Genomic DNA, 18,054 nt, shown 5'->3' with positions numbered 1-18,054 from the left:
CTAAAATATCTGGGAAATAAATTCAGTACCTGCCCTCCAAGAGGCATTACCGTTTGGTTAAGGCTTGTCATCCCTGGTGCGAAACGGATTGTAAGTCTAAAAATGGCTCTGTGCCTTAATCTGGATATCCTCCACACATTCGGGATAACGTTGTCCGGACTGATGTTATTGCTGAATTTTCATTCAAGACCTATCTTTATTTTCTAATTAGGGCATCATGATAATAAGACATACAATTACAGATTGATAATGGAAAATCATAAAACTCATTCTACTAAGTCATTAAACTGGCAAATCCTTGGATGGGGAATTCTTTGTATTCGATTTGTGCAAGGGTGGATTTTTTGGGGAGGTGGATCAAGGCGCTTTATTTATGATCCGCAAAAACTTGATCCTTATGCACCTCAATGGATGGCTAATAAATTACAAAGTACTATGCCAGGAGTGTTGTTTGATACAGGTCACTTGATTAGTTTTTTATTACAACATTTTACTTTATTGTATCTAGCGATTATTGCGTTCAGTTTGATTGAGTTGCTCAGTGGTTTAGGGCTGATTTTTGGATTTTTCACTCGTGCTGCATCGATGGTAACTGTATTTATCAGCGTTATTTTGATGGTATTGTTTGGCTGGCAGGGGTCAACTTGTATGGATGAATGGACCATGGCCGTTTCTAATTTGTCTATGGGTTTGACTTTATTCATGACTGGAGGATCTGTTTACTCTATCGATAGCTGGATGACTCAGCGTTACCCCCAATTGTTGCACAAACGTTGGTTTTTATTTTTGGGAAGTGGTCCATGGTCTTTAGAGACAATAAAACGAGTAGCCCTCGGATGTTTTATATTCACGGTACTTTTTACCGTAGGAACGTATGATTATTATCGTGGATCCGTTTTTTCTCGCTATCATGCTGGTCCAGTAAATCCAGACCTGTTTCATCTTTCATTATATGACGGTACTTTAGATGCACATTCTGTGCGCTTTAAGATGTATGTAGATGGAGGTCCCAGTGTGGTTCCTATTTATATCACACGTATTGAATTGTTGGATGCCACACAAAATATCGTTAGGTCTTGGACCGCAAGCCAACTTCGTGTCCTACCCAGAACAGCTATTAACAATGTATACGCGTACAATCAAGTTAAGGTAGGGATGTATGGCCTTGTTGCTCCTGAAAGTGCAAAAGCAGAAATTAGTTTGCTCTTTTCAAAGGGAAAAAAACTCCTGCCAGGAGCCTATCAATTACAGATTTATACAGTAGATGGGCATCGATGGGATTTGGCATTGCATCTTTAGCGAGATGATTCTATGAGTATCCCTCTTAGTCTGTTCGTCACAGGACAGAATTAGTAAATCGTTGTACTAAGGTGTGTTGACAATTCATTAAACTATTCTCAACGCCCCGCGACCCAGAGATTCAGACTCATTGACGCACATAATGTATTTATCAAGATCGAACTAAATCCCGCGAGCAAGTCTTGAACGATCCTCACTTTTTATACGTCATCCTCGCGAAGGCGGGGATCCATGCAAAAAAGTAGCATTGTGCTAAATTTTAGGATGGATCCCCGCCTTCGCGAGGATGACGATCTTATAAAAATTGCAATTTTAGATTAATCAAAGTGCATTTTTAATAAATAAAAATCTCTCAAGCTCGAAACGAGACCTGAGAGATACAAAAATACACGCTACTTTTCAAGACTACGATGAAACCAGCAACTTATTCACACGATTAACGAAATCAGCAGGATTATCCAACTGTCCTCCTTCAGCTAAAACAGCCTGTTCAAACAGCATAGTCACCCACAACTCAAATTGGCTGTCATCTTGAATATCATGCAGACGTTTAATCAATGGATGTTCAGGATTAATCTCGAAAATGGGTTTGCTGGTAGGTACTTGCTGACCTGCAGCTTGTAATATCCTTTGCATTTCCAAACCCATATCCTGTTCGTCAGCAATAATACATGCGGGAGAGTCGGTTAATCTGTTGGTAATCAATACATCTTTTACCCGCTCATTCAAAATGGTTTTAATGTGTTTAATTACAGGCTCTAGAGTTTTTTCCTGTTCTTTAATGTGATCGGTTGATTCATCATCATTAAACTCAACTTTTCCTTTAGAAATGGATTGCAGTTTTTTACCTTCAAACTCATTCATATAACCGACAAGCCACTCATCAATTTTATCGCTTAATAGCAATACTTCGATGCCCTTTTTCTTGAATATTTCCAGATGTGGACTATTCTTCGCCGCATTATAACTGGATGCGGTGATGTAATAGATTTTATCCTGGCCTTCCTTCATACGAGCAACATATTCCTCCAAAGTTACTTCCTGCTTCTCTGATCCACTCAGAGTTGTGGCAAAACGTAATAACTTGGAAATCGCTTCTTTATTAGCAAAATCTTCTACAGGCCCCTCTTTGAGTACCAATCCGAATTCATTCCAGAATTTTTGATACGTTTCCTTATCATTGGTACTCATTTTTTCTAACAGAGCTAAAATACGTTTAGTACAGGCCGCGCGGATGCTTTCGACTTGTTTGTTATCCTGTAAAATTTCACGTGATACATTCAACGGCAAATCGCTGGCATCAACTATACCCTTAACAAATCGTAAATATCGGGGTAAAAACTGAGTCGCGTCATCCATTATAAATACGCGTTTAACATAAAGTTTCAAACCATGTTTTACTTCATGCTGCCATAAATCATAAGGTGCATGGCTAGGTATATAAAGTAGAGTGATGTATTCATGTTTCCCTTCAACATGATTATGAGACCAGGAAAGCGGATCCATATAATCATGGGAAATATGCTTGTAGAGTAATTTATACTCCTCATCACTAATGTCGGACTTTTGCATTGTCCATAATGCAGTGGCTTTATTTACTGTTTCAAATTCTTTGGATTCTTTGTCGTCCTCAGAGATTTTTTTCATTTCTATAGGCCAGCAAATATGATCCGAATATTTACTGATTATGCTACGAATTCTCCAATTACTAAGAAACTCATCATTTTCATCTTTCAAGTGCAAGATTATTTCTGTACCACGAGATGCTTTTTTCTCATAGCCAATAGTAAATTCGCCATCACCAGTAGATTCCCAAACAATTCCTTCTTCTGGCTTTAAACCAGCGCGTCGGCTTTTTACTGTTACTTTATCCGCCACAATAAATGCTGAATAAAAACCCACTCCAAATTGACCAATCAACTGTGAATCTTTGGCATTCTCACCTGTTAATTGACTCATAAATTCTTTAGTACCGGATTTAGCTATAGTACCGAGGTTTTCAACTGCCTCATCCCAACTCATACCGATCCCATTATCACTAATCGTAATGGTTTTAAGTTTTTCATTCACCTGAAGTGTAATTTTTAAATCAGAATCATTTTCAAAAAGTGAACTATTAGAAAGGGCTAAAAATCGTAATTTATCTAATGCGTCAGATGAATTGGATATTAACTCTCTGAGGAAAATTTCTTTATTGCTGTATAATGAATGGACAACCAAATGAAGCATCTGCTTTACTTCGGTTTGAAAACCCATTGTTTGTTGTTTACTAACCATTATCCGATCTCCTGTTACTCATTAACTAAATAATGAGATCCATATAAGGGTATATTATTGAATTTCAAGGGGTGAATGGGAATTAATGTGATTTTAATACATTGGCTTGAGCCGTTGATGCAGTAAACTCTCGATATATCTGGAAATTTCAACATCCTGAACGCTGTGAAGTTGATCTCGATATCCAGGCCCACTCATAGCGTTTGGGATAATAGATTCCTGGGTTATTGAAGAGTAACAGCAAAATCTTCAATCAACACACTACAATTCAAATCCAGCCATTGTTAATGTTCCACCTGAATGAATAATCAAAACATTACCTTTCAAGTTCATATTCTTAATATAAATTCTCGCTGAATGAAATAATTTTGCGGAATATATGGGATCAGCCAGTATCCCTTCTTCTCGTGCCAGACGTCTGATTTCAAGTTTAATCATTTGATTTAAAGAACCGAATGATTTCGCTGTATCCGGATAAAAACAATCTACCTGTGGTGGTATTGATCCGATCCAATCATTCAGTTTTAATCTAAAGGTTCTTTCATCATCAGCCAATAAAAGCACATGAATCGATGCTTGATGCTTTAATTCGGTCAAGCCTTTAATTAATGCTGCAGCAGAAAAACCCGTACCTGCATCGACAAAGATGTGTTGAAAAATGACACCTGATGTTTCTTCATTATGGAGTATATCTGTAGCGATACTTAACGCCCCATCCATTGCTGCCGCGACACTGGCACCCTCTGTGAGTACAAATCCAGGTTCCTTAAGTTCATTCAGATAGGTATTGGCAAGTTCATCTACATTAAGCCATTCTTCCCTGTTCACCCAGATAATTTCCTGCTCGTCTAAAAACAATCGACTTAATTTATAATTACCCTGAATCTCTGTAGTTCTGGGTTTAATTAAAAATGCGGTAACCTTTAATTGATTCTCTCTGGCCAATTGAAGAGCCGCAAGCAAATTATTGGACTGAGGGCCTGCGATAATGATTAGATGCTTAATCCCTTGATTAATTAAATAAGGCATTAAACTGGAGTATTTTCGTATTTTTGACCCACTGATACCACATCCTAACTCATCATCTCTTTTGGCATAACACACTACTCCATCATTTGGAAAATGATTCAATTGATGAATCCGACTCGTTAAATTCCACATAAACTGCTCGCAACCGTTAGCTGATTAATCATTAGAAGATTCAGTGCGTCGTTGTACTAGGCTCTGTTGACCATTAATTCTAAAGTCTACGTTCCGCGCTTTATGCGCGGGAAGTAGGCTATTCAAGATGAATTGTCAACAACCTCTAGTGTTCTCTAATGAAATCCAAGTGGTGTTCTGAAGAAGTTTTCTCATTATATCTGTATCCCGAATCAGAAAAATTTTTTATCTGTTCTACAGTATCCACTCTATTGTGCATCAAATACTTCGCCATAATCCCCCGTGCCTTTTTAGCATAGATACCTATCATTTTAGTTTCATTATTTTTATGCTCATAAAAATTAATGGTAACAATGGGAAATTTGATTTTTTTAATGTCAACTGCTTTAAAATATTCAGTTGATGCCAAATTGATAAGAACAGGATTAGATTCAGAAGCTAATCGTTCATTTAAAGCCTTGGTAATCGGTTCGCGCCAAAACTCATAAAGATTATTCCCTTTAGGATTAACTAAATGAACACCCATTTCCAGTCTGTAAGGCTGGATTCTATCCATGGGTCTTAAAAGTCCATAAAGACCCGATAAAATTCCCAGATGAGATTGTGAATACTCTAAATCTTCATTCTTCCAGGTATTTGCTACTAATCCTTGATACACATCCCCTTGAAATAAATATACAGCTGGATAGGAATGTGAAACAGAAACGTCTTTGAATTGAAACTGCTGGTATCGCTCATAATTCAAAACAGCAAGATCCCTGGATAAATCCATTAATTGTGCAATCTCTTCGATTGACTTGGATTTCATAATTTTAGCCAGTTTTAGGGTGTTCTTGATCAACACAGGATCCGTAGTTTCATCAGTGTAGGGTTTGGATATGGTTAACATTTTTTTTGCAGGTGACAGAAGTGTAAACATTGCGTATATACCTGTAAGTAGCAATTAAATCGATACGTAATCTATCAGTATTTAGAAAAAACACCAAGCTGGAATTTATATAGTTAAACGACTTTGTTAGGGTCTGTTGACAAACCGCTGTACGTCACCATCGATCGGGTCAATAAACCTTATGCTCTTTACCTTGGTGGGCGAATATCTTTTCAGTAATCAAATTAATAATGTAGTCCCTGCTTGTTGTAAGCAGTGAATTTCTCTGTTTTAACCTCGAATGCAGCAATTGATTTGTTTTTTGCTTATGGCGACTGTATCCCATTCCTATACCAAAAATAAAACCAAGAATTATGGAACATACAGCAAACACAATCCAGGAGAAATTAGAAACAGGAGCAATCGCTTTAACTCCTATAAGTATTGAAGCTACTGTCCATCCTATGCTGAGCAGTACTTCAGTACACGCTACACCCGAAGCTGTACCATAAACAATAGCCCTCAATCGCCCAATATTAGGAATATGCTGGTAGGTGTCATGAATTACAGACTCAAAAGTAACCTCATTGTCTTTAATATAACGATTGATAAACTCTAATAGAGCTTTTCTGATTGATTTGTTATAAGTTAATTCCTGAACCTTAAAGAGTTCCAAAATAGAAACCGAATCAAACTGATTACTATCCATCGGATCGCTTAAATTCAATCTGATTGGTGGCTGCCATTTAATATTAAAACGGAGATCTTTAAGTTCATTGTATTGATGACAGACAGATAAAATAAACGTGTCCGTAATCACCATATGATGCTGTTCTACTAAATGCTTTACATGCCTTTTGAATTCTGAATCATTCAGAAACAAGCTTCTTAATTTCAATAATTCGTAAATTATTTCGTCATGTGAATTAATAAACTCTTTAATTTCTAATGATAAACTTAAATATAAACTGTCTATATCAGTTACTAATCTTTTAAAACCATAATAGGCAATAGGAATCGCTAAAAACAGGGAGATAATTGTTGTTATTGCGATTGTATAGGTTGAAATGGGACCTTTAAAGCCGTCTGGAGCCATAGGAGCGGTAGTGTACCAAAATGCAGCAGAAATAAGGCCAGCTATCCCTATTCCTTCAAAAATAGCATGAGCACTGAGAATAATTTTGTCACTCCTGGCAACAATGCATTCTGTTTTTTCATTCAATTCAGGAATACTGGTACGCATCGTTTTCTTTTTTGAAATCAGTTCTTTATCTGCATTCATCACTAATTCTCAAATAAAAAGTCTTTCAGCAAAAAACTTATAGTAACAGTAAAAGTCTAATACTTGAAAATTCCATTCTGTAAATAAATATAAAAGGGTTATGAATACTGTTCTGATATAAATTCAAACATCGAGAATCAATTAATTACTGTGCTGAGCCAGATTTTTGGTATTATTTTTCCTAGTCCCTTGAACCATACCAACTCGAGGTCTGTGCATAAATATCGTGATACTGTCACTGGTAAGAAGTACTTCACCCTCAGAATTTATTACCTGAACAGCTAATGTATGCTTTCCTCGATAGATTCCATTTAATTGAAATAAAAGATTCGGTTGAGGATCACCCAAAGGCGCACCATCAAAAATCAATTGCAAATTATCACCTTGTACCAAAGCAGGTTCTAATTCAACAGATACAACGACATAGCCTTGGTTATTACGAATAGTTGACTCGTTAAGAGGTTGTAAAATCGCAATTTTAGTATATTTATGTTCTTCAGAAGTGGATGTATCTTTCTTCTCCTGATTTTGAGTGTCACTACCTGATTGCTTAACAGGTGGAGTGTAGCCTTGAGCATCCGGGATCTTTAACTGCTCAGAACCCGGATGAGGTCGATCACTAAAGTGCACTACTCCCTGACTGTCAATCCATTTATAGATTTGCGCATAAGAGGCGCAAATCAATAACATACAGGTAACAGCAAGAAGTAGTTTATTCATCAATACGTTCCTTAAAGACTATAATATAGCTCAAATTCATAAGGATGAGTCAAACTTCTGATTTTAGTGATTTCTTTTTTCTTCATTGAAATATAATTATTGATGAAGTCTCTGCTGAACACATCACCATGCAATAAGAACTCATAATCTGCTTCCAAATGCTCCATAGCCTGCTCCAAAGAAGAACATACAGTTGGAACATCAACAAGCTCTTCGGGAGGCAAATCATAAAGATCTTTATCCATGGGTTGACCTGGATGAATTTTCTTCTGAATGCCATCAAGTCCAGCCATCATCATTGCAGAAAATGCCAAATAAGGATTTGCAGTTGGATCAGGGAAACGTACTTCAATACGGCGTGCCTTGGGATTATTTACATGCGGTATACGAATTGCAGCTGACCGGTTTCTGGCAGAGTACGCTAATAATACTGGAGCTTCAAATCCTGGAACCAGACGCTTATAACTGTTTGTTGAAGGATTGGTAAACGCATTCAACGCACGAGCATGCTTGATAATACCACCAATGTAGTAGAGCGCAGTATCAGATAGACCAGCATATTGATCCCCTGAGAATAAGTTAACACCATCTTTACTTAACGATTGATGACAGTGCATACCGCTACCGTTATCCCCCACTAAAGGTTTAGGCATAAATGTAGCCGTCTTACCATAATTATGAGCTACGTTATGAATGACGTATTTTAAAATTTGTAATTCATCAGCTTTTTGAGTAAGGCTGTTAAAACGAGTAGCGACCTCACATTGGTTTGCAGTGGCAACTTCATGATGATGTGCTTCAACAACAGTACCTAAAGCTTCTAAAGTTAAACAAATTGCCGAACGAATATCATGTGAAGAATCGACTGGAGGAACGGGGAAATAACCACCCTTAAGAGGAGGTCTGTGTCCAATATTGCCACCTTCCATTTCTTTACCTGAATTCCATTGTGCTTCATCAGAATCAATAAAATAAAATGAACCACTGATACTGGTTTCCCAGCGAACATTATCAAAAAGGAAAAACTCAGGTTCTGGACCAAAGTTCACTACATCAGCAAGACCGGTAGATTGCAAATACGCTTCAGCGCGTTGAGCAATTGAACGAGGACAACGATCGTATCCCAGCATGGTTTGTGGATCGACTACATTGCATCGAATAAATAAAGTATTATCCTGAAAAAAGGGATCGAGCTTGATTGAATTGACATCAGGCATCAGTGCTAAATCAGACTGATGAATTTTCTGCCATCCTTCGAAGGAAGAACCATCAATCATTTTTCCATTTTCGATAAAATCATCATCAATTGCTGAAACAGGTATAGTGATATGTTGCTCTTTACCTCGTATATCAGTAAATCTCAGATCAATAAATTTTGCATCATGTTCCTTTATTGCTGAAAGCACTACATTTTTACTCATCTTTTAGTCTCCAGGATAGTCCGCGTATAGTTTACCTTAAGTGACTTATTAATCCCAATAGATTACACTCTATAGTTTTCTACTTTATCAAAGTTAATATGGGCGCGTACCAATATCAAGCGCTAAAAAAAAATGGCAGTGCTAATAAGGGAGTCATCGAAGCGGATTCCGAACGTCACGCACGTCAATTATTAAGGGAGCAAGGCTTAATCCCTACCCAGGTACAAACGCTGGCACAACAGCGTACAGGAAATACCAAGGGTAAAATTTCTGCGGCCGATCTCTCACTATTAACCCGACAATTAGCCACTCTACTCGCTGCCGGCATCCCTGTAGAGGAATCATTGCGTGGAGTGAGCGAACAAACTGAAAAAGATAAAGTCAGAGAACTCATTATAGGTATTCGTGCCAAAGTACTTGAAGGATACGGATTAGCTCAGGCAATGTCCTATTACCCCAATGCTTTTCCAGAACTTTACCGCGCCACGGTAGGATCAGGTGAACAAACCGGACGCCTGGACTTGGTTCTCGAGAAACTGGCAGATTACACTGAAAATCAACAACAAACACGGCAAAAAGTACAGCAGGCTCTCATTTACCCTATACTGATGATCCTTGTTTCCACTGCAATAATCAGTTTTCTCCTCACTTTTGTTGTACCCAAAATAATCGAAGTATTTACCAGTAGCGGACAAACCCTGCCCGGTATGACGGAACTTTTAATTCGGATCAGCGATTACATTAAATCATATGGCCTCTATACTTTAGTGGCTTTAATACTTCTGTTCGCAGGATTCAAAAAAAGCCTGAACAATATCAAAATTAAAACAGCCTGGCATCGTTTTTTGCTGAAATTGCCCATAGTTTCCTATCTGGTGAAAACCATTAACGTGGCACGGTATATTCATACCTTTGGTATCTTGTTTGCGGCAGGGGTCAGCGTGCTGGAAACCATGCGTGTCTCAGCAAGTCTGGTAACTAATGTCGTGATGCGACAGTCTTTTGATACCGCTACGCTTAGAGTCAGAGAAGGTAGTGGGATTAGCGAAGCACTGAAAGAAACACATTATATCAGTCCCATGGCCATTCATCTGATTGCCAGTGGAGAAAAAAGCGGACAACTTTCGAATATGATGGAGCGAGCAGCTACGCATTTGGATAATGAAGTGAAACGATTAATTGATACCTCATTAACCTTGTTAGAACCTCTGGTGATTTTATTTATGGGGGCAGTTGTATTATTTATTGTTTTAGCAACATTATTACCTATATTTTCAATGGAACAACTGGTGAGCTAAACCTGATACATAATATATTCATCAGGTCAGCAGAAGCATGTTATAATTCACTATTTAGTTTTAAGAGGAACTTAGATGAACAGGCAAAAAGGCTTTTCTTTAATTGAAATTATGGTGGTTGTAGTTATTTTAGGAATTCTTGCTTCTATTGTTGTTCCCAAAATTATGGGACGACCTGATGAAGCACGAAAAGTAAAAGCCAAACAGGATGTTCTGGCCATACAGAATGCGTTGGATTTATATAAACTCGATAATGGTTCTTATCCAACAACTGACCAGGGATTAAGTGCTCTTGTTGAAAAACCATCAAGTAATCCTGCCCCTACTAATTGGAAACAATACCTTAAGTCAGTTCCCAAAGATCCATGGGGAAGAGATTATCTTTACTTGAATCCAGGACAACACGGTGAAGTCGACGTATTTACCTTAGGTGCAGAGGGACAACCTGGTGGTACAGGTATCAATGCGGAGATTGGTAACTGGGATGACCACTAATCGAGGGTTTACCTTAATTGAGATTTTGATTGTCATTGTGATTTTAGGCATTACTGTAGGTTTTGCCTTAATCACTTTCGGCGACTTTGGCGCAAGCAAACGGATCCTGTTTGCAGCGGAACAATTGGCAAACACGATACATCTGGCTCAACAGCAAGCCATATTGGAAAGCAGTACCATGGGTCTTCGAATCGATAGTTCCAGCTATCAGATTTTAAAATTTCAGGAATCAACTGAATGGAACCCGGTATCCAGTAAAGGGATTTTCAAAATTAATTATTTTCCTAAAAATACTGTAATAACACTTAAAACTGGCAACAAAGCTGGGCAAGGAACACCAGCCATAGTAATCAGCTCTTCTGGAGATGTAACCCCTTTTACAATCGTATTTGGTACCACTAAAGAAGAGGTAATTACCATTCTGACTGGCACACATGACGGCACTTTATCTTTTAGCACGGCCAAACCCAAATGACCTGTGAACCTAAATCGAAATGTAGTAACTCAGGATTTACTTTGATTGAGGTCTTGCTTGCTCTCGCAATTATTGCTATCGCTTTAACCGCTCTCTTGAAAGCTACTGCTCAAAATATTGAAAATACCCATAGAATTAAAGAAAAAACCATCAGCCATTGGATTGCTATGCAAGGTGTATCAATGATTCAGTTAAATTTGTTACAAGTTAATCAAAGCCAGGAATCAACCCAGGCTACAACGATGTTAGGCGAACAATGGTATTGGAGAGCAAAAATCAGTGCAACTCCACTTAATAAAGTACAGCAAATCACCATTTCAGTAAGTCCCAAGCAAACAGGGCCATTTAGAGAAGAACTGATCGCATTCAGGTATCTGCCATGAAAAAATACGCGGGCTTTACCTTAATTGAAATTTTAATCGCTCTAACGGTATTTGCAATTTTAGCAACAATTACGTCATCTACTCTTTATTATGCTTTTAATGCCCGTACACGAGTAAATGAACAGGCTGAACGATTAAATTCACTTCAATTAGCAATCAGCATCATTCAGCAAGATACAACACAAACTCTTGAACGCCCCATTAGAGGAAATGAAATGCGTTTATTTCCTGGATTCGTTGGACAAGCACAATATCTGGAATTGACTCGCGATGGGGTTATTAACCCCAAAAGTAGTGAAAAACGAAGCAGTCTCAAACGTGTTGCACTGGTTTGTCAGGATGGAAAACTCATACGCCGAACCTGGTCCAGTCTCGATCCATTAGATAGAAATGTTTATAAAGATAAAGAATTAATAACGAATCTAAATGATTGTTATTTCAGTTACTTAAATCAAAACCTGCAGGTATTGTCTGAATGGCGCGAGCAAGCTCTAGGCCAAAATCAACGTAAAGAACCCCTTCCCAAAGCCATACAAATCAATTTAAAACTGAAAGATTGGGGTAAATTAAACTTATTGTTTATAATACCCGAGGCGCTTTATGCAACCACATGATAAAACTCAAGGGGGTGCCCTTCTTACCGCTCTATTCATTATGACACTGGTCGCAATTGTTGCTACAGCAATGAGTACCCGATTGCAACTGGATATATATAGAACTCGTTTGATTGTCATCCACGATAAACTTTATCTTGCCTCACAAGCAGTTACATTCTGGTCACTTGGTGAACTTAATAACAAAAAAAATAAATTTATCAAAGTAGATGAGCAAGGTATGGTGGACGCATTCCCTAAAAACAGAGAATCTATGTATCCCCAAGTCACTTTATCTGGTGGTCTTTATGATTTACAAGCTCGATTTAATCTTAATAATTTGGTTGAAAAAAAATTCACTTTACCCTTCATTAATCTCCTGGGTATGGTTGATTCCAACGCAAATAATATGGATAAACTCAATTTGGCAATGGCATTAAAAAATTGGCTTATGACCTATGATCTTTCTCGAGGTAAAGACATGTTCACCGCCTATTACCACTCGCAAAAACCAGCGTATAACCCAAGCCACCAACTCATGAAAAGCCGATCTGAGTTTCGTCTGGTAAAGGATGTAACCGCTCCTCTGTTTTTAGCCCTGGAGCCCTACATTACGGTATTGCCTGAAACCACTCCCATAAACATCAATACTGCTCCCAAAAAACTCCTGATGTCTCTTGGAAATGGACTTAGTGACGCTCAGACAAATGAGCTAATCATGGCCAGGGGTGAAACAGGAATTGAAGATCTTAAAGATATTGATGAATTAATAAAAAAAATTGACCTGCCTACGGAGCAAATAACAATTGAAAGCAAATATTTCCTCAGTGTTGCTTTTGCGAAAAGCGATGAATTTAAACTGGTTATCTATACCTTGATGCAACGTGATAAAGACAAGAAAGGTACTCTGTCTGTGAGCATTATCAGAGAAAGTATTAATTATTTTTAACTAAATTCAGGGATCTGATTCGAATTATTCCAAACGTCCAAATAGCGCTGTTTGTCACAGATAGCCCGTCTCTATTTAACTCTGCTTATTTGTTAATCCTGATTTGTACTGTGTATAAAGTTGTCCTATTCTCGAAAGAGAAGATCCATCCTTAAAATTTGGATGTTTTGACATTTCATCAAATTAGTACCACCATCGCAAATTATCGAAATCTAAGGTGTCAACACGCCTGAATATGGAGTTATTTTAGAGTCGTATTAATAGTTGACTCATTATCCTGGGTTTGTCTGTCTTGAGGATATTTTTGATGTATTGAGTCAAGCGCTTCCTCAAGAGTATTCGCATTAAGTATTGTCTGGAATATTGTGAGGCGATTACTTAAATGCTCAGAGTCCGAGGATACATTTTTTTCCTTAATAGTACTATTCCTCTCAATGCCCTGATTTGCAATCTCTTTAATTGTTATAAAATCTGCATTATCTTTTATAGCATTTAATAAGTGAACCAGATTAGGATAGACTTGTTCTTTTAATTTTGACCCAGGCTCAATAAATAACTCACTTTCTAATAATTGACGTAATTGTTCATAAGCGTTCTGACTGCGAGGCTTTTCTGATGAAGCCGATGATTGCTGTGCTTCTGCGATATTGCCGTTGCTATCAAAACCAAACTCAATGAAAGTAATTTCTTCATTATAATCCAAGTTATCTTCGTATGCTTCCCCAACAGGCATAGGTTGATCCCACAAACTACTTGAAGGCGCTGCCACGGACTCATCCCTCAGATGTTTCACTTCCGCATCCAGTGATTCATAGAATGAGATACCTTCAACATTTTTCCACGAACACTGATCATAAAAGAATAGATGGTTTTGTCTGAGCGTGTCCATTGACGTAATCACCTCATACCCTAGTTTAAGAGCACTCATGGCGGTCTCTTTTACACAAGCTTCCATATGATGCCCCAGGATAACGAGGTGAGTAATCCCAGCGTCTTTTAGCTGATTATCAAGCGGATATTCAACACCCTCGTGAGGATGAACAAGAAATGCGCTAGTATGAAATTTATGAAACTCTGACACAAGTTCTTTGTTTGTTGCTTTATTCATGAGTAACTTTCTTGTTGGTGTCTCTCCGTATACAAACCACATAGGTAAATTATGAGTATTGGCAAATTCAATTACCCTTTCCTGTTTTCTACTTATCAGTTGATCATAACTCTCTGCATCTCCAGTAGCTTCACGATCTTCATCAATAACAAGAATGGCAACCTTGTTGCCTTCAGTATTGTTCACGCTCAATATCTCGTTTGCAATTTCTTTCATAGTTAACTCACTAGCAGCACTCTTTATCATAATGTAGTAAATTTAATTAATTATCTCAATAATTAAACTAATTAGCGCTCTAACAAAACATGATATAGCTGTCATCAACTTTGCAAATAGTTACAGTTAATTGAGTCATAACTGAGATAAGCACTAATTACATCAGAATACACTCACTCCCAGGATTGTTTAGTCGAGAGTATGCGACAGTTTGGAAGAAAGAAAGTGAATATTATCCACATCATAGTCTTTTTGAGGATGAGCATTAATGTATTTATCTGAAACAATCAGGTAGTTATTAACAAATCCTTCGTAAACAGATAGTCCTCCAGGCATTTCCAGTTCGCAAAGATCTGCAAAATGAGCATTAACCTCCCCAGCGCTATCCACACCAAATTTGGCACCCAGTTTTGATTTTTCAGACTCTTTAACTCGTACATAACAAATTTGGTCTAGAAAATCACGATAGGGTTTATATTCCTCAGGACACTTATCAATTACAGGCTCTCTTGATTTGGATTTGGTTACTCCTGTCCTTATTTCTTCTTTATATTTAGCCACCCTGGAGGCTAAAGTGGACGTTGCTAATGTTTGATCTCCTTGGTGTTGAATATGGCACTGATAAGGATCTGAATGAATGTATTTTTCACCTGGTGTAACATTCCATCCAGTAAACTCCAATAAATTCTTAACAATTGATTTTGATATGGAGGGGATTAAAGGAGTTCTGTCAATCATGTCAGAAACTGCCGCTTTAAATGATTTAAATGCGTTATTCATGATAAGTCGCAATTGTATATCGGCTTGCTTCTCAATTTCCTTTTTTACCTCCATAGCAACAGAAGCTCCAAAACAATCACCTTGTAAAACAATATCATCGGGTTTAATGCCCTGATTTAATAACGACACAACCACGGCAATACCCGCATTAGTTAAATCATTCGCTTCCTCAACCATCCCTGTACTCAATCCAATGCCTGGAAAATTAAATGCATGTACCGTTGCTCCTGTTTCCTTTGCCGCGGTGCTGATATCTCGAAAGCACGCTTGATAGTATGTATTTGCGCCAGTAAAATAGACGATGTGTTTACCTGTTCCTGGTTTTGAAGGAGAATCCAACTCAGGTTCGCATTTGAGTACTTCCAATTCACATGGTTCTCCTGAGACCAATTGAGAAGGTACAGTATGTAAATTAAGATTCAGACCTTGGAACGATTCATAATAAATTGAATCAGGTTGAGATTTTTGTTGATTAAGAAAATCTTCAAATGGAGCATAGGGCTTATCATCAGCATTTTTACCTCCATAACCCTTTTTTTTATACCAATCCCCATCCCCTTCAGGAAAAAGTGTTTTAGCTACTGACAATTTGAGATAGTTTTGAAAAAATGAGCTATTCTTTTGATCGTTCTTTGATTCATTGCTTTTGGTCATTCATACACCTGTTTATCAAAATAACAAACACCATGATAAAAGTATAGTACGACTATATGATTTTTTTTGATGCAAGAAATGCAGCATGAATCATATCGTCTATAGACTTTCTATTCTCGATCAGTGTATGGATTGTACTAACTAGATACTGATGACTTTTTTTCATATTATGCCAGGACTAAGGCTTGTCATAATCTTGACTATAAATTGTTACTGTAGAAATCTGCCACGTTTTTACTGCGTTCGACGAATTCCAAATTACAAATCTCAGGGCTATGATTGTGCTGTATCTGATCAAAGTGAACTATCTGCAGGATATAAATAATTTGAGGTGATCATGAACATTGGTGTGTTGACAATTCATCAATTTATTCCCAACGTCCCACGGCTTGTTCGCAGGATCCAGAGATTAATTATTATTAACAAACATAATCTATTCATCAAGAGCGAACTGATTCAAGAGAACACGTCGCGAGACATCAAAATCGCAAAGGTCAACAACCCCTAATCATCATAGTCCACTTTAGCTTCTAAAGGCCCTAGTTCCTTGATATATTTATCACCCGCTATTTTGTCTTGTTCCGTCAATTTACCTTCAAGTGCCTTAAGCTGTTTTATCGCGTCTTCATTTTTATTATCTGCCGCGATCTTAAGCCATGCATAGGCCTTAATCATATTTTTATCGACTCCTAGACCAGCCATGTACATATAACCTAATTTGGCCTGTCCGATAGGATTGCCTTGAGCAGCTGATTTTCCAAACCAGAACGCTGCTTGTTGATAATCTTTATCAACTCCAGTTCCAGTTAACAACAACTGACCAATTTGAGCCTGGGCTTCTGGTTGTCCTTTTTCAGCAGCTGCCTGATACCAGTATGCTGCTTTTTGGGGATTAGCATCGACCCCATATCCTTTTAAATAGTAATAAGCCAAATAAGTCTGTGCGTTGACATGTCCATTGTTTGCTGCTTGAGAAAACCAATAAAATGCTGCTGAGTCGTCTGCTGTTACTCCACCTTGCTGACCAGTATATAATAATCCCAAACTATACTCCCCTTTCTCATCGCCCTGTTCCGCCGCTTTTTGATACCATTCCATTGCTTTGTTTACATCTTTAGGAGTACCTTTACCCATCATATATTGATATCCCAGATTGACCTGTGCCTTGCTATAACCTTGATCAGCAGCTTTTCTGAACCATACAAATGCATTTTCATCATTAGCTTGAACACCGTCACCTGTAGCGTACATTAAACCAATATTTCTTTGTGCGATTGGGTTTCCCTGTTCAGCAGCCTTCATATACCATTTAAATGCTTCAGTGAAATTTTGGGTTACGCCTTTTCCAGTATCATATAAATACCCAAGACTTAATTGCGATAATGCATTATTTTTTTCAGCTGATTTTAAGTACCAATTTCGTGCTTCTTCAAAACTTTCCGGAACACCATATCCATACTGATACATACGACCCAGCAAGTACATGGCTTCTTCATTCCCTTCTTTGGCTGCCTGCATTAAATGAGGATATGCTGTTGTATAATCACCATTTTCATAAGCAGCGAATCCAATAAGCTCATCTGCAAATGCCGTATTTATTACCAACATCATTAATCCTAGGATAAACCCGCGCATGCCTACTCCAATTCGACTCCCTTAACATAAAGAGTAGAATAAAGAGCCAACAAAGCAAGTAATTGAACAAAATTAGAAGGTTAATTATAGAGAGGTATCCCGAATGTGGTATTGTGCCTGCATTTGGAGATCCTTCACTTCGTTCAGGATGACGACACTTCGGCATAATTCCAGAGAGTTACGTCATCCCGAATGCAATGAGGGATCTCCTGAACGCGACATTGTGCCTGCATTTGGAGATCCTTCACTTCGTTCAGGATGACGACACTTCGGCTTAATTCCAGAGAATTACATCATCCCGAATGCAATGAGGGATCTCCTCAACGCGGCATTGTGCCTGCATTTGGAGATCCTTCACTTCGTTCAGGATGACGACACTTCGGCATAATTCCAGAGAGTTACGTCATCCCGAATGCAATGAGGGATCTCCTCAACGCGGC

General features: G+C 38.0%; 16 protein-coding genes. 7 read left to right on the top strand and 9 right to left on the bottom strand.

Annotated features, from left to right (window positions below; translation table 11 throughout):
• Positions 1-249 precede the first annotated feature (249 nt).
• Positions 250-1,299, top strand: a complete 1,050-nt coding sequence (locus Lqua_RS04705) for a TQO small subunit DoxD (RefSeq protein ID WP_058473134.1) — start codon at positions 250-252, stop codon at positions 1,297-1,299.
• 405 nt (positions 1,300-1,704) lie between these two features.
• Here the strand turns inward: Lqua_RS04705 and htpG are convergent, their stop codons facing one another.
• From htpG to glnA, 6 genes are all read right to left on the bottom strand, one after another.
• Positions 1,705-3,576: a molecular chaperone HtpG gene (htpG, locus tag Lqua_RS04700; RefSeq protein WP_058473133.1), complete on the bottom strand. Its 1,872-nt coding sequence runs from the start codon at positions 3,574-3,576 to the stop codon at positions 1,705-1,707.
• A gap of 261 nt (positions 3,577-3,837) precedes the next feature.
• Complete coding sequence (locus Lqua_RS04695; RefSeq protein ID WP_058473132.1) at positions 3,838-4,737, bottom strand: pyridoxal-phosphate dependent enzyme; 900 nt, start codon at positions 4,735-4,737, stop codon at positions 3,838-3,840.
• 145 nt (positions 4,738-4,882) lie between these two features.
• A complete protein-coding gene (gene yaaA, locus Lqua_RS04690; RefSeq protein WP_058473131.1) occupies positions 4,883-5,656 on the bottom strand; it encodes a peroxide stress protein YaaA in 774 nt (257 codons plus the stop codon).
• Between the two features lie 139 nt (positions 5,657-5,795).
• Positions 5,796-6,887: a hypothetical protein gene (locus tag Lqua_RS04685; protein ID WP_058473130.1), complete on the bottom strand. Its 1,092-nt coding sequence runs from the start codon at positions 6,885-6,887 to the stop codon at positions 5,796-5,798.
• Between the two features lie 141 nt (positions 6,888-7,028).
• Positions 7,029-7,607, bottom strand: coding sequence for a DUF4124 domain-containing protein (locus tag Lqua_RS04680; RefSeq protein WP_058473129.1), 579 nt, complete (start codon positions 7,605-7,607; stop codon positions 7,029-7,031).
• An 11-nt stretch (positions 7,608-7,618) separates the two neighbouring features.
• A complete protein-coding gene (glnA, locus tag Lqua_RS04675) occupies positions 7,619-9,028 on the bottom strand; it encodes a type I glutamate--ammonia ligase (protein ID WP_058473128.1) in 1,410 nt (469 codons plus the stop codon).
• A 98-nt stretch (positions 9,029-9,126) separates the two neighbouring features.
• On the opposite strand from glnA, the gene lspF reads away from it, so the two are divergent.
• From lspF to gspK, 6 genes are all read left to right on the top strand, one after another.
• The gene (gene lspF, locus Lqua_RS04670) at positions 9,127-10,326 is read left to right on the top strand and encodes a GspF family T2SS innner membrane protein variant LspF (RefSeq protein WP_058473127.1); all 1,200 of its coding nucleotides are present in this window, start codon (positions 9,127-9,129) and stop codon (positions 10,324-10,326) included.
• Positions 10,327-10,401: 75 nt separating this feature from the next.
• Positions 10,402-10,821 carry a GspG family T2SS major pseudopilin variant LspG gene (gene lspG / locus Lqua_RS04665; RefSeq protein ID WP_058473126.1) on the top strand — a complete coding sequence of 140 codons (420 nt, stop codon included), beginning with the start codon at positions 10,402-10,404 and terminating at the stop codon, positions 10,819-10,821.
• Complete coding sequence (lspH, locus tag Lqua_RS04660) at positions 10,811-11,296, top strand: GspH family T2SS minor pseudopilin variant LspH (RefSeq protein WP_115148739.1); 486 nt, start codon at positions 10,811-10,813, stop codon at positions 11,294-11,296. The genes lspG and lspH overlap by 11 nt, the downstream gene beginning before the upstream one ends.
• Positions 11,293-11,679: a GspI family T2SS minor pseudopilin variant LspI gene (gene lspI, locus Lqua_RS04655; protein ID WP_058473124.1), complete on the top strand. Its 387-nt coding sequence runs from the start codon at positions 11,293-11,295 to the stop codon at positions 11,677-11,679. Before lspH ends, lspI begins: the two co-directional genes overlap by 4 nt.
• On the top strand, positions 11,676-12,293 hold the full coding sequence (lspJ, locus tag Lqua_RS04650; RefSeq protein ID WP_058473123.1) for a GspJ family T2SS minor pseudopilin variant LspJ: 618 nt from the start codon (positions 11,676-11,678) through the stop codon (positions 12,291-12,293). The genes lspI and lspJ overlap by 4 nt, the downstream gene beginning before the upstream one ends.
• Entirely contained in the window at positions 12,280-13,221 is a 942-nt protein-coding gene (gene gspK / locus Lqua_RS04645) for a type II secretion system minor pseudopilin GspK (RefSeq protein ID WP_058473122.1), read from the top strand. Before lspJ ends, gspK begins: the two co-directional genes overlap by 14 nt.
• Positions 13,222-13,462: 241 nt before the next feature.
• On the opposite strand, the gene Lqua_RS04640 is transcribed toward gspK, so the two are convergent.
• The 3 genes from Lqua_RS04640 to Lqua_RS04630 form a co-directional block, all read right to left on the bottom strand.
• Positions 13,463-14,545, bottom strand: coding sequence for an isochorismatase family protein (locus Lqua_RS04640; protein WP_058473121.1), 1,083 nt, complete (start codon positions 14,543-14,545; stop codon positions 13,463-13,465).
• A gap of 189 nt (positions 14,546-14,734) precedes the next feature.
• Positions 14,735-15,979, bottom strand: coding sequence for a Dot/Icm T4SS effector alpha/beta hydrolase (gene sdbB, locus Lqua_RS04635; RefSeq protein WP_058473120.1), 1,245 nt, complete (start codon positions 15,977-15,979; stop codon positions 14,735-14,737).
• Positions 15,980-16,483: 504 nt separating this feature from the next.
• A complete protein-coding gene (locus tag Lqua_RS04630) occupies positions 16,484-17,614 on the bottom strand; it encodes a tetratricopeptide repeat protein (protein ID WP_058473119.1) in 1,131 nt (376 codons plus the stop codon).
• Between the last annotated feature and the right edge of the window lie 440 nt (positions 17,615-18,054).

Source organism: Legionella quateirensis, from assembly GCF_001467955.1.
GTDB lineage: Bacteria > Pseudomonadota > Gammaproteobacteria > Legionellales > Legionellaceae > Legionella > Legionella quateirensis.
The sequence above is the reverse complement of the archived record's forward strand: the minus strand, read 5'-3'. Positions and strand labels throughout refer to the sequence as shown.

What these genes read in the sequence shown, in the direction of transcription:
- Lqua_RS04705 (WP_058473134.1), top strand. Translation starts at nt 250, where the DNA reads ATGGAAAATCATAAAACTCATTCTACTAAGTCATTAAACTGGCAAATC.
- htpG (WP_058473133.1), bottom strand. Translation starts at nt 3,576, where the DNA reads ATGGTTAGTAAACAACAAACAATGGGTTTTCAAACCGAAGTAAAGCAG.
- Lqua_RS04695 (WP_058473132.1), bottom strand. Translation starts at nt 4,737, where the DNA reads ATGTGGAATTTAACGAGTCGGATTCATCAATTGAATCATTTTCCAAAT.
- yaaA (WP_058473131.1), bottom strand. Translation starts at nt 5,656, where the DNA reads ATGTTTACACTTCTGTCACCTGCAAAAAAAATGTTAACCATATCCAAA.
- Lqua_RS04685 (WP_058473130.1), bottom strand. Translation starts at nt 6,887, where the DNA reads ATGAATGCAGATAAAGAACTGATTTCAAAAAAGAAAACGATGCGTACC.
- Lqua_RS04680 (WP_058473129.1), bottom strand. Translation starts at nt 7,607, where the DNA reads ATGAATAAACTACTTCTTGCTGTTACCTGTATGTTATTGATTTGCGCC.
- glnA (WP_058473128.1), bottom strand. Translation starts at nt 9,028, where the DNA reads ATGAGTAAAAATGTAGTGCTTTCAGCAATAAAGGAACATGATGCAAAA.
- lspF (WP_058473127.1), top strand. Translation starts at nt 9,127, where the DNA reads ATGGGCGCGTACCAATATCAAGCGCTAAAAAAAAATGGCAGTGCTAAT.
- lspG (WP_058473126.1), top strand. Translation starts at nt 10,402, where the DNA reads ATGAACAGGCAAAAAGGCTTTTCTTTAATTGAAATTATGGTGGTTGTA.
- lspH (WP_115148739.1), top strand. Translation starts at nt 10,811, where the DNA reads ATGACCACTAATCGAGGGTTTACCTTAATTGAGATTTTGATTGTCATT.
- lspI (WP_058473124.1), top strand. Translation starts at nt 11,293, where the DNA reads ATGACCTGTGAACCTAAATCGAAATGTAGTAACTCAGGATTTACTTTG.
- lspJ (WP_058473123.1), top strand. Translation starts at nt 11,676, where the DNA reads ATGAAAAAATACGCGGGCTTTACCTTAATTGAAATTTTAATCGCTCTA.
- gspK (WP_058473122.1), top strand. Translation starts at nt 12,280, where the DNA reads ATGCAACCACATGATAAAACTCAAGGGGGTGCCCTTCTTACCGCTCTA.
- Lqua_RS04640 (WP_058473121.1), bottom strand. Translation starts at nt 14,545, where the DNA reads ATGAAAGAAATTGCAAACGAGATATTGAGCGTGAACAATACTGAAGGC.
- sdbB (WP_058473120.1), bottom strand. Translation starts at nt 15,979, where the DNA reads ATGACCAAAAGCAATGAATCAAAGAACGATCAAAAGAATAGCTCATTT.
- Lqua_RS04630 (WP_058473119.1), bottom strand. Translation starts at nt 17,614, where the DNA reads ATGCGCGGGTTTATCCTAGGATTAATGATGTTGGTAATAAATACGGCA.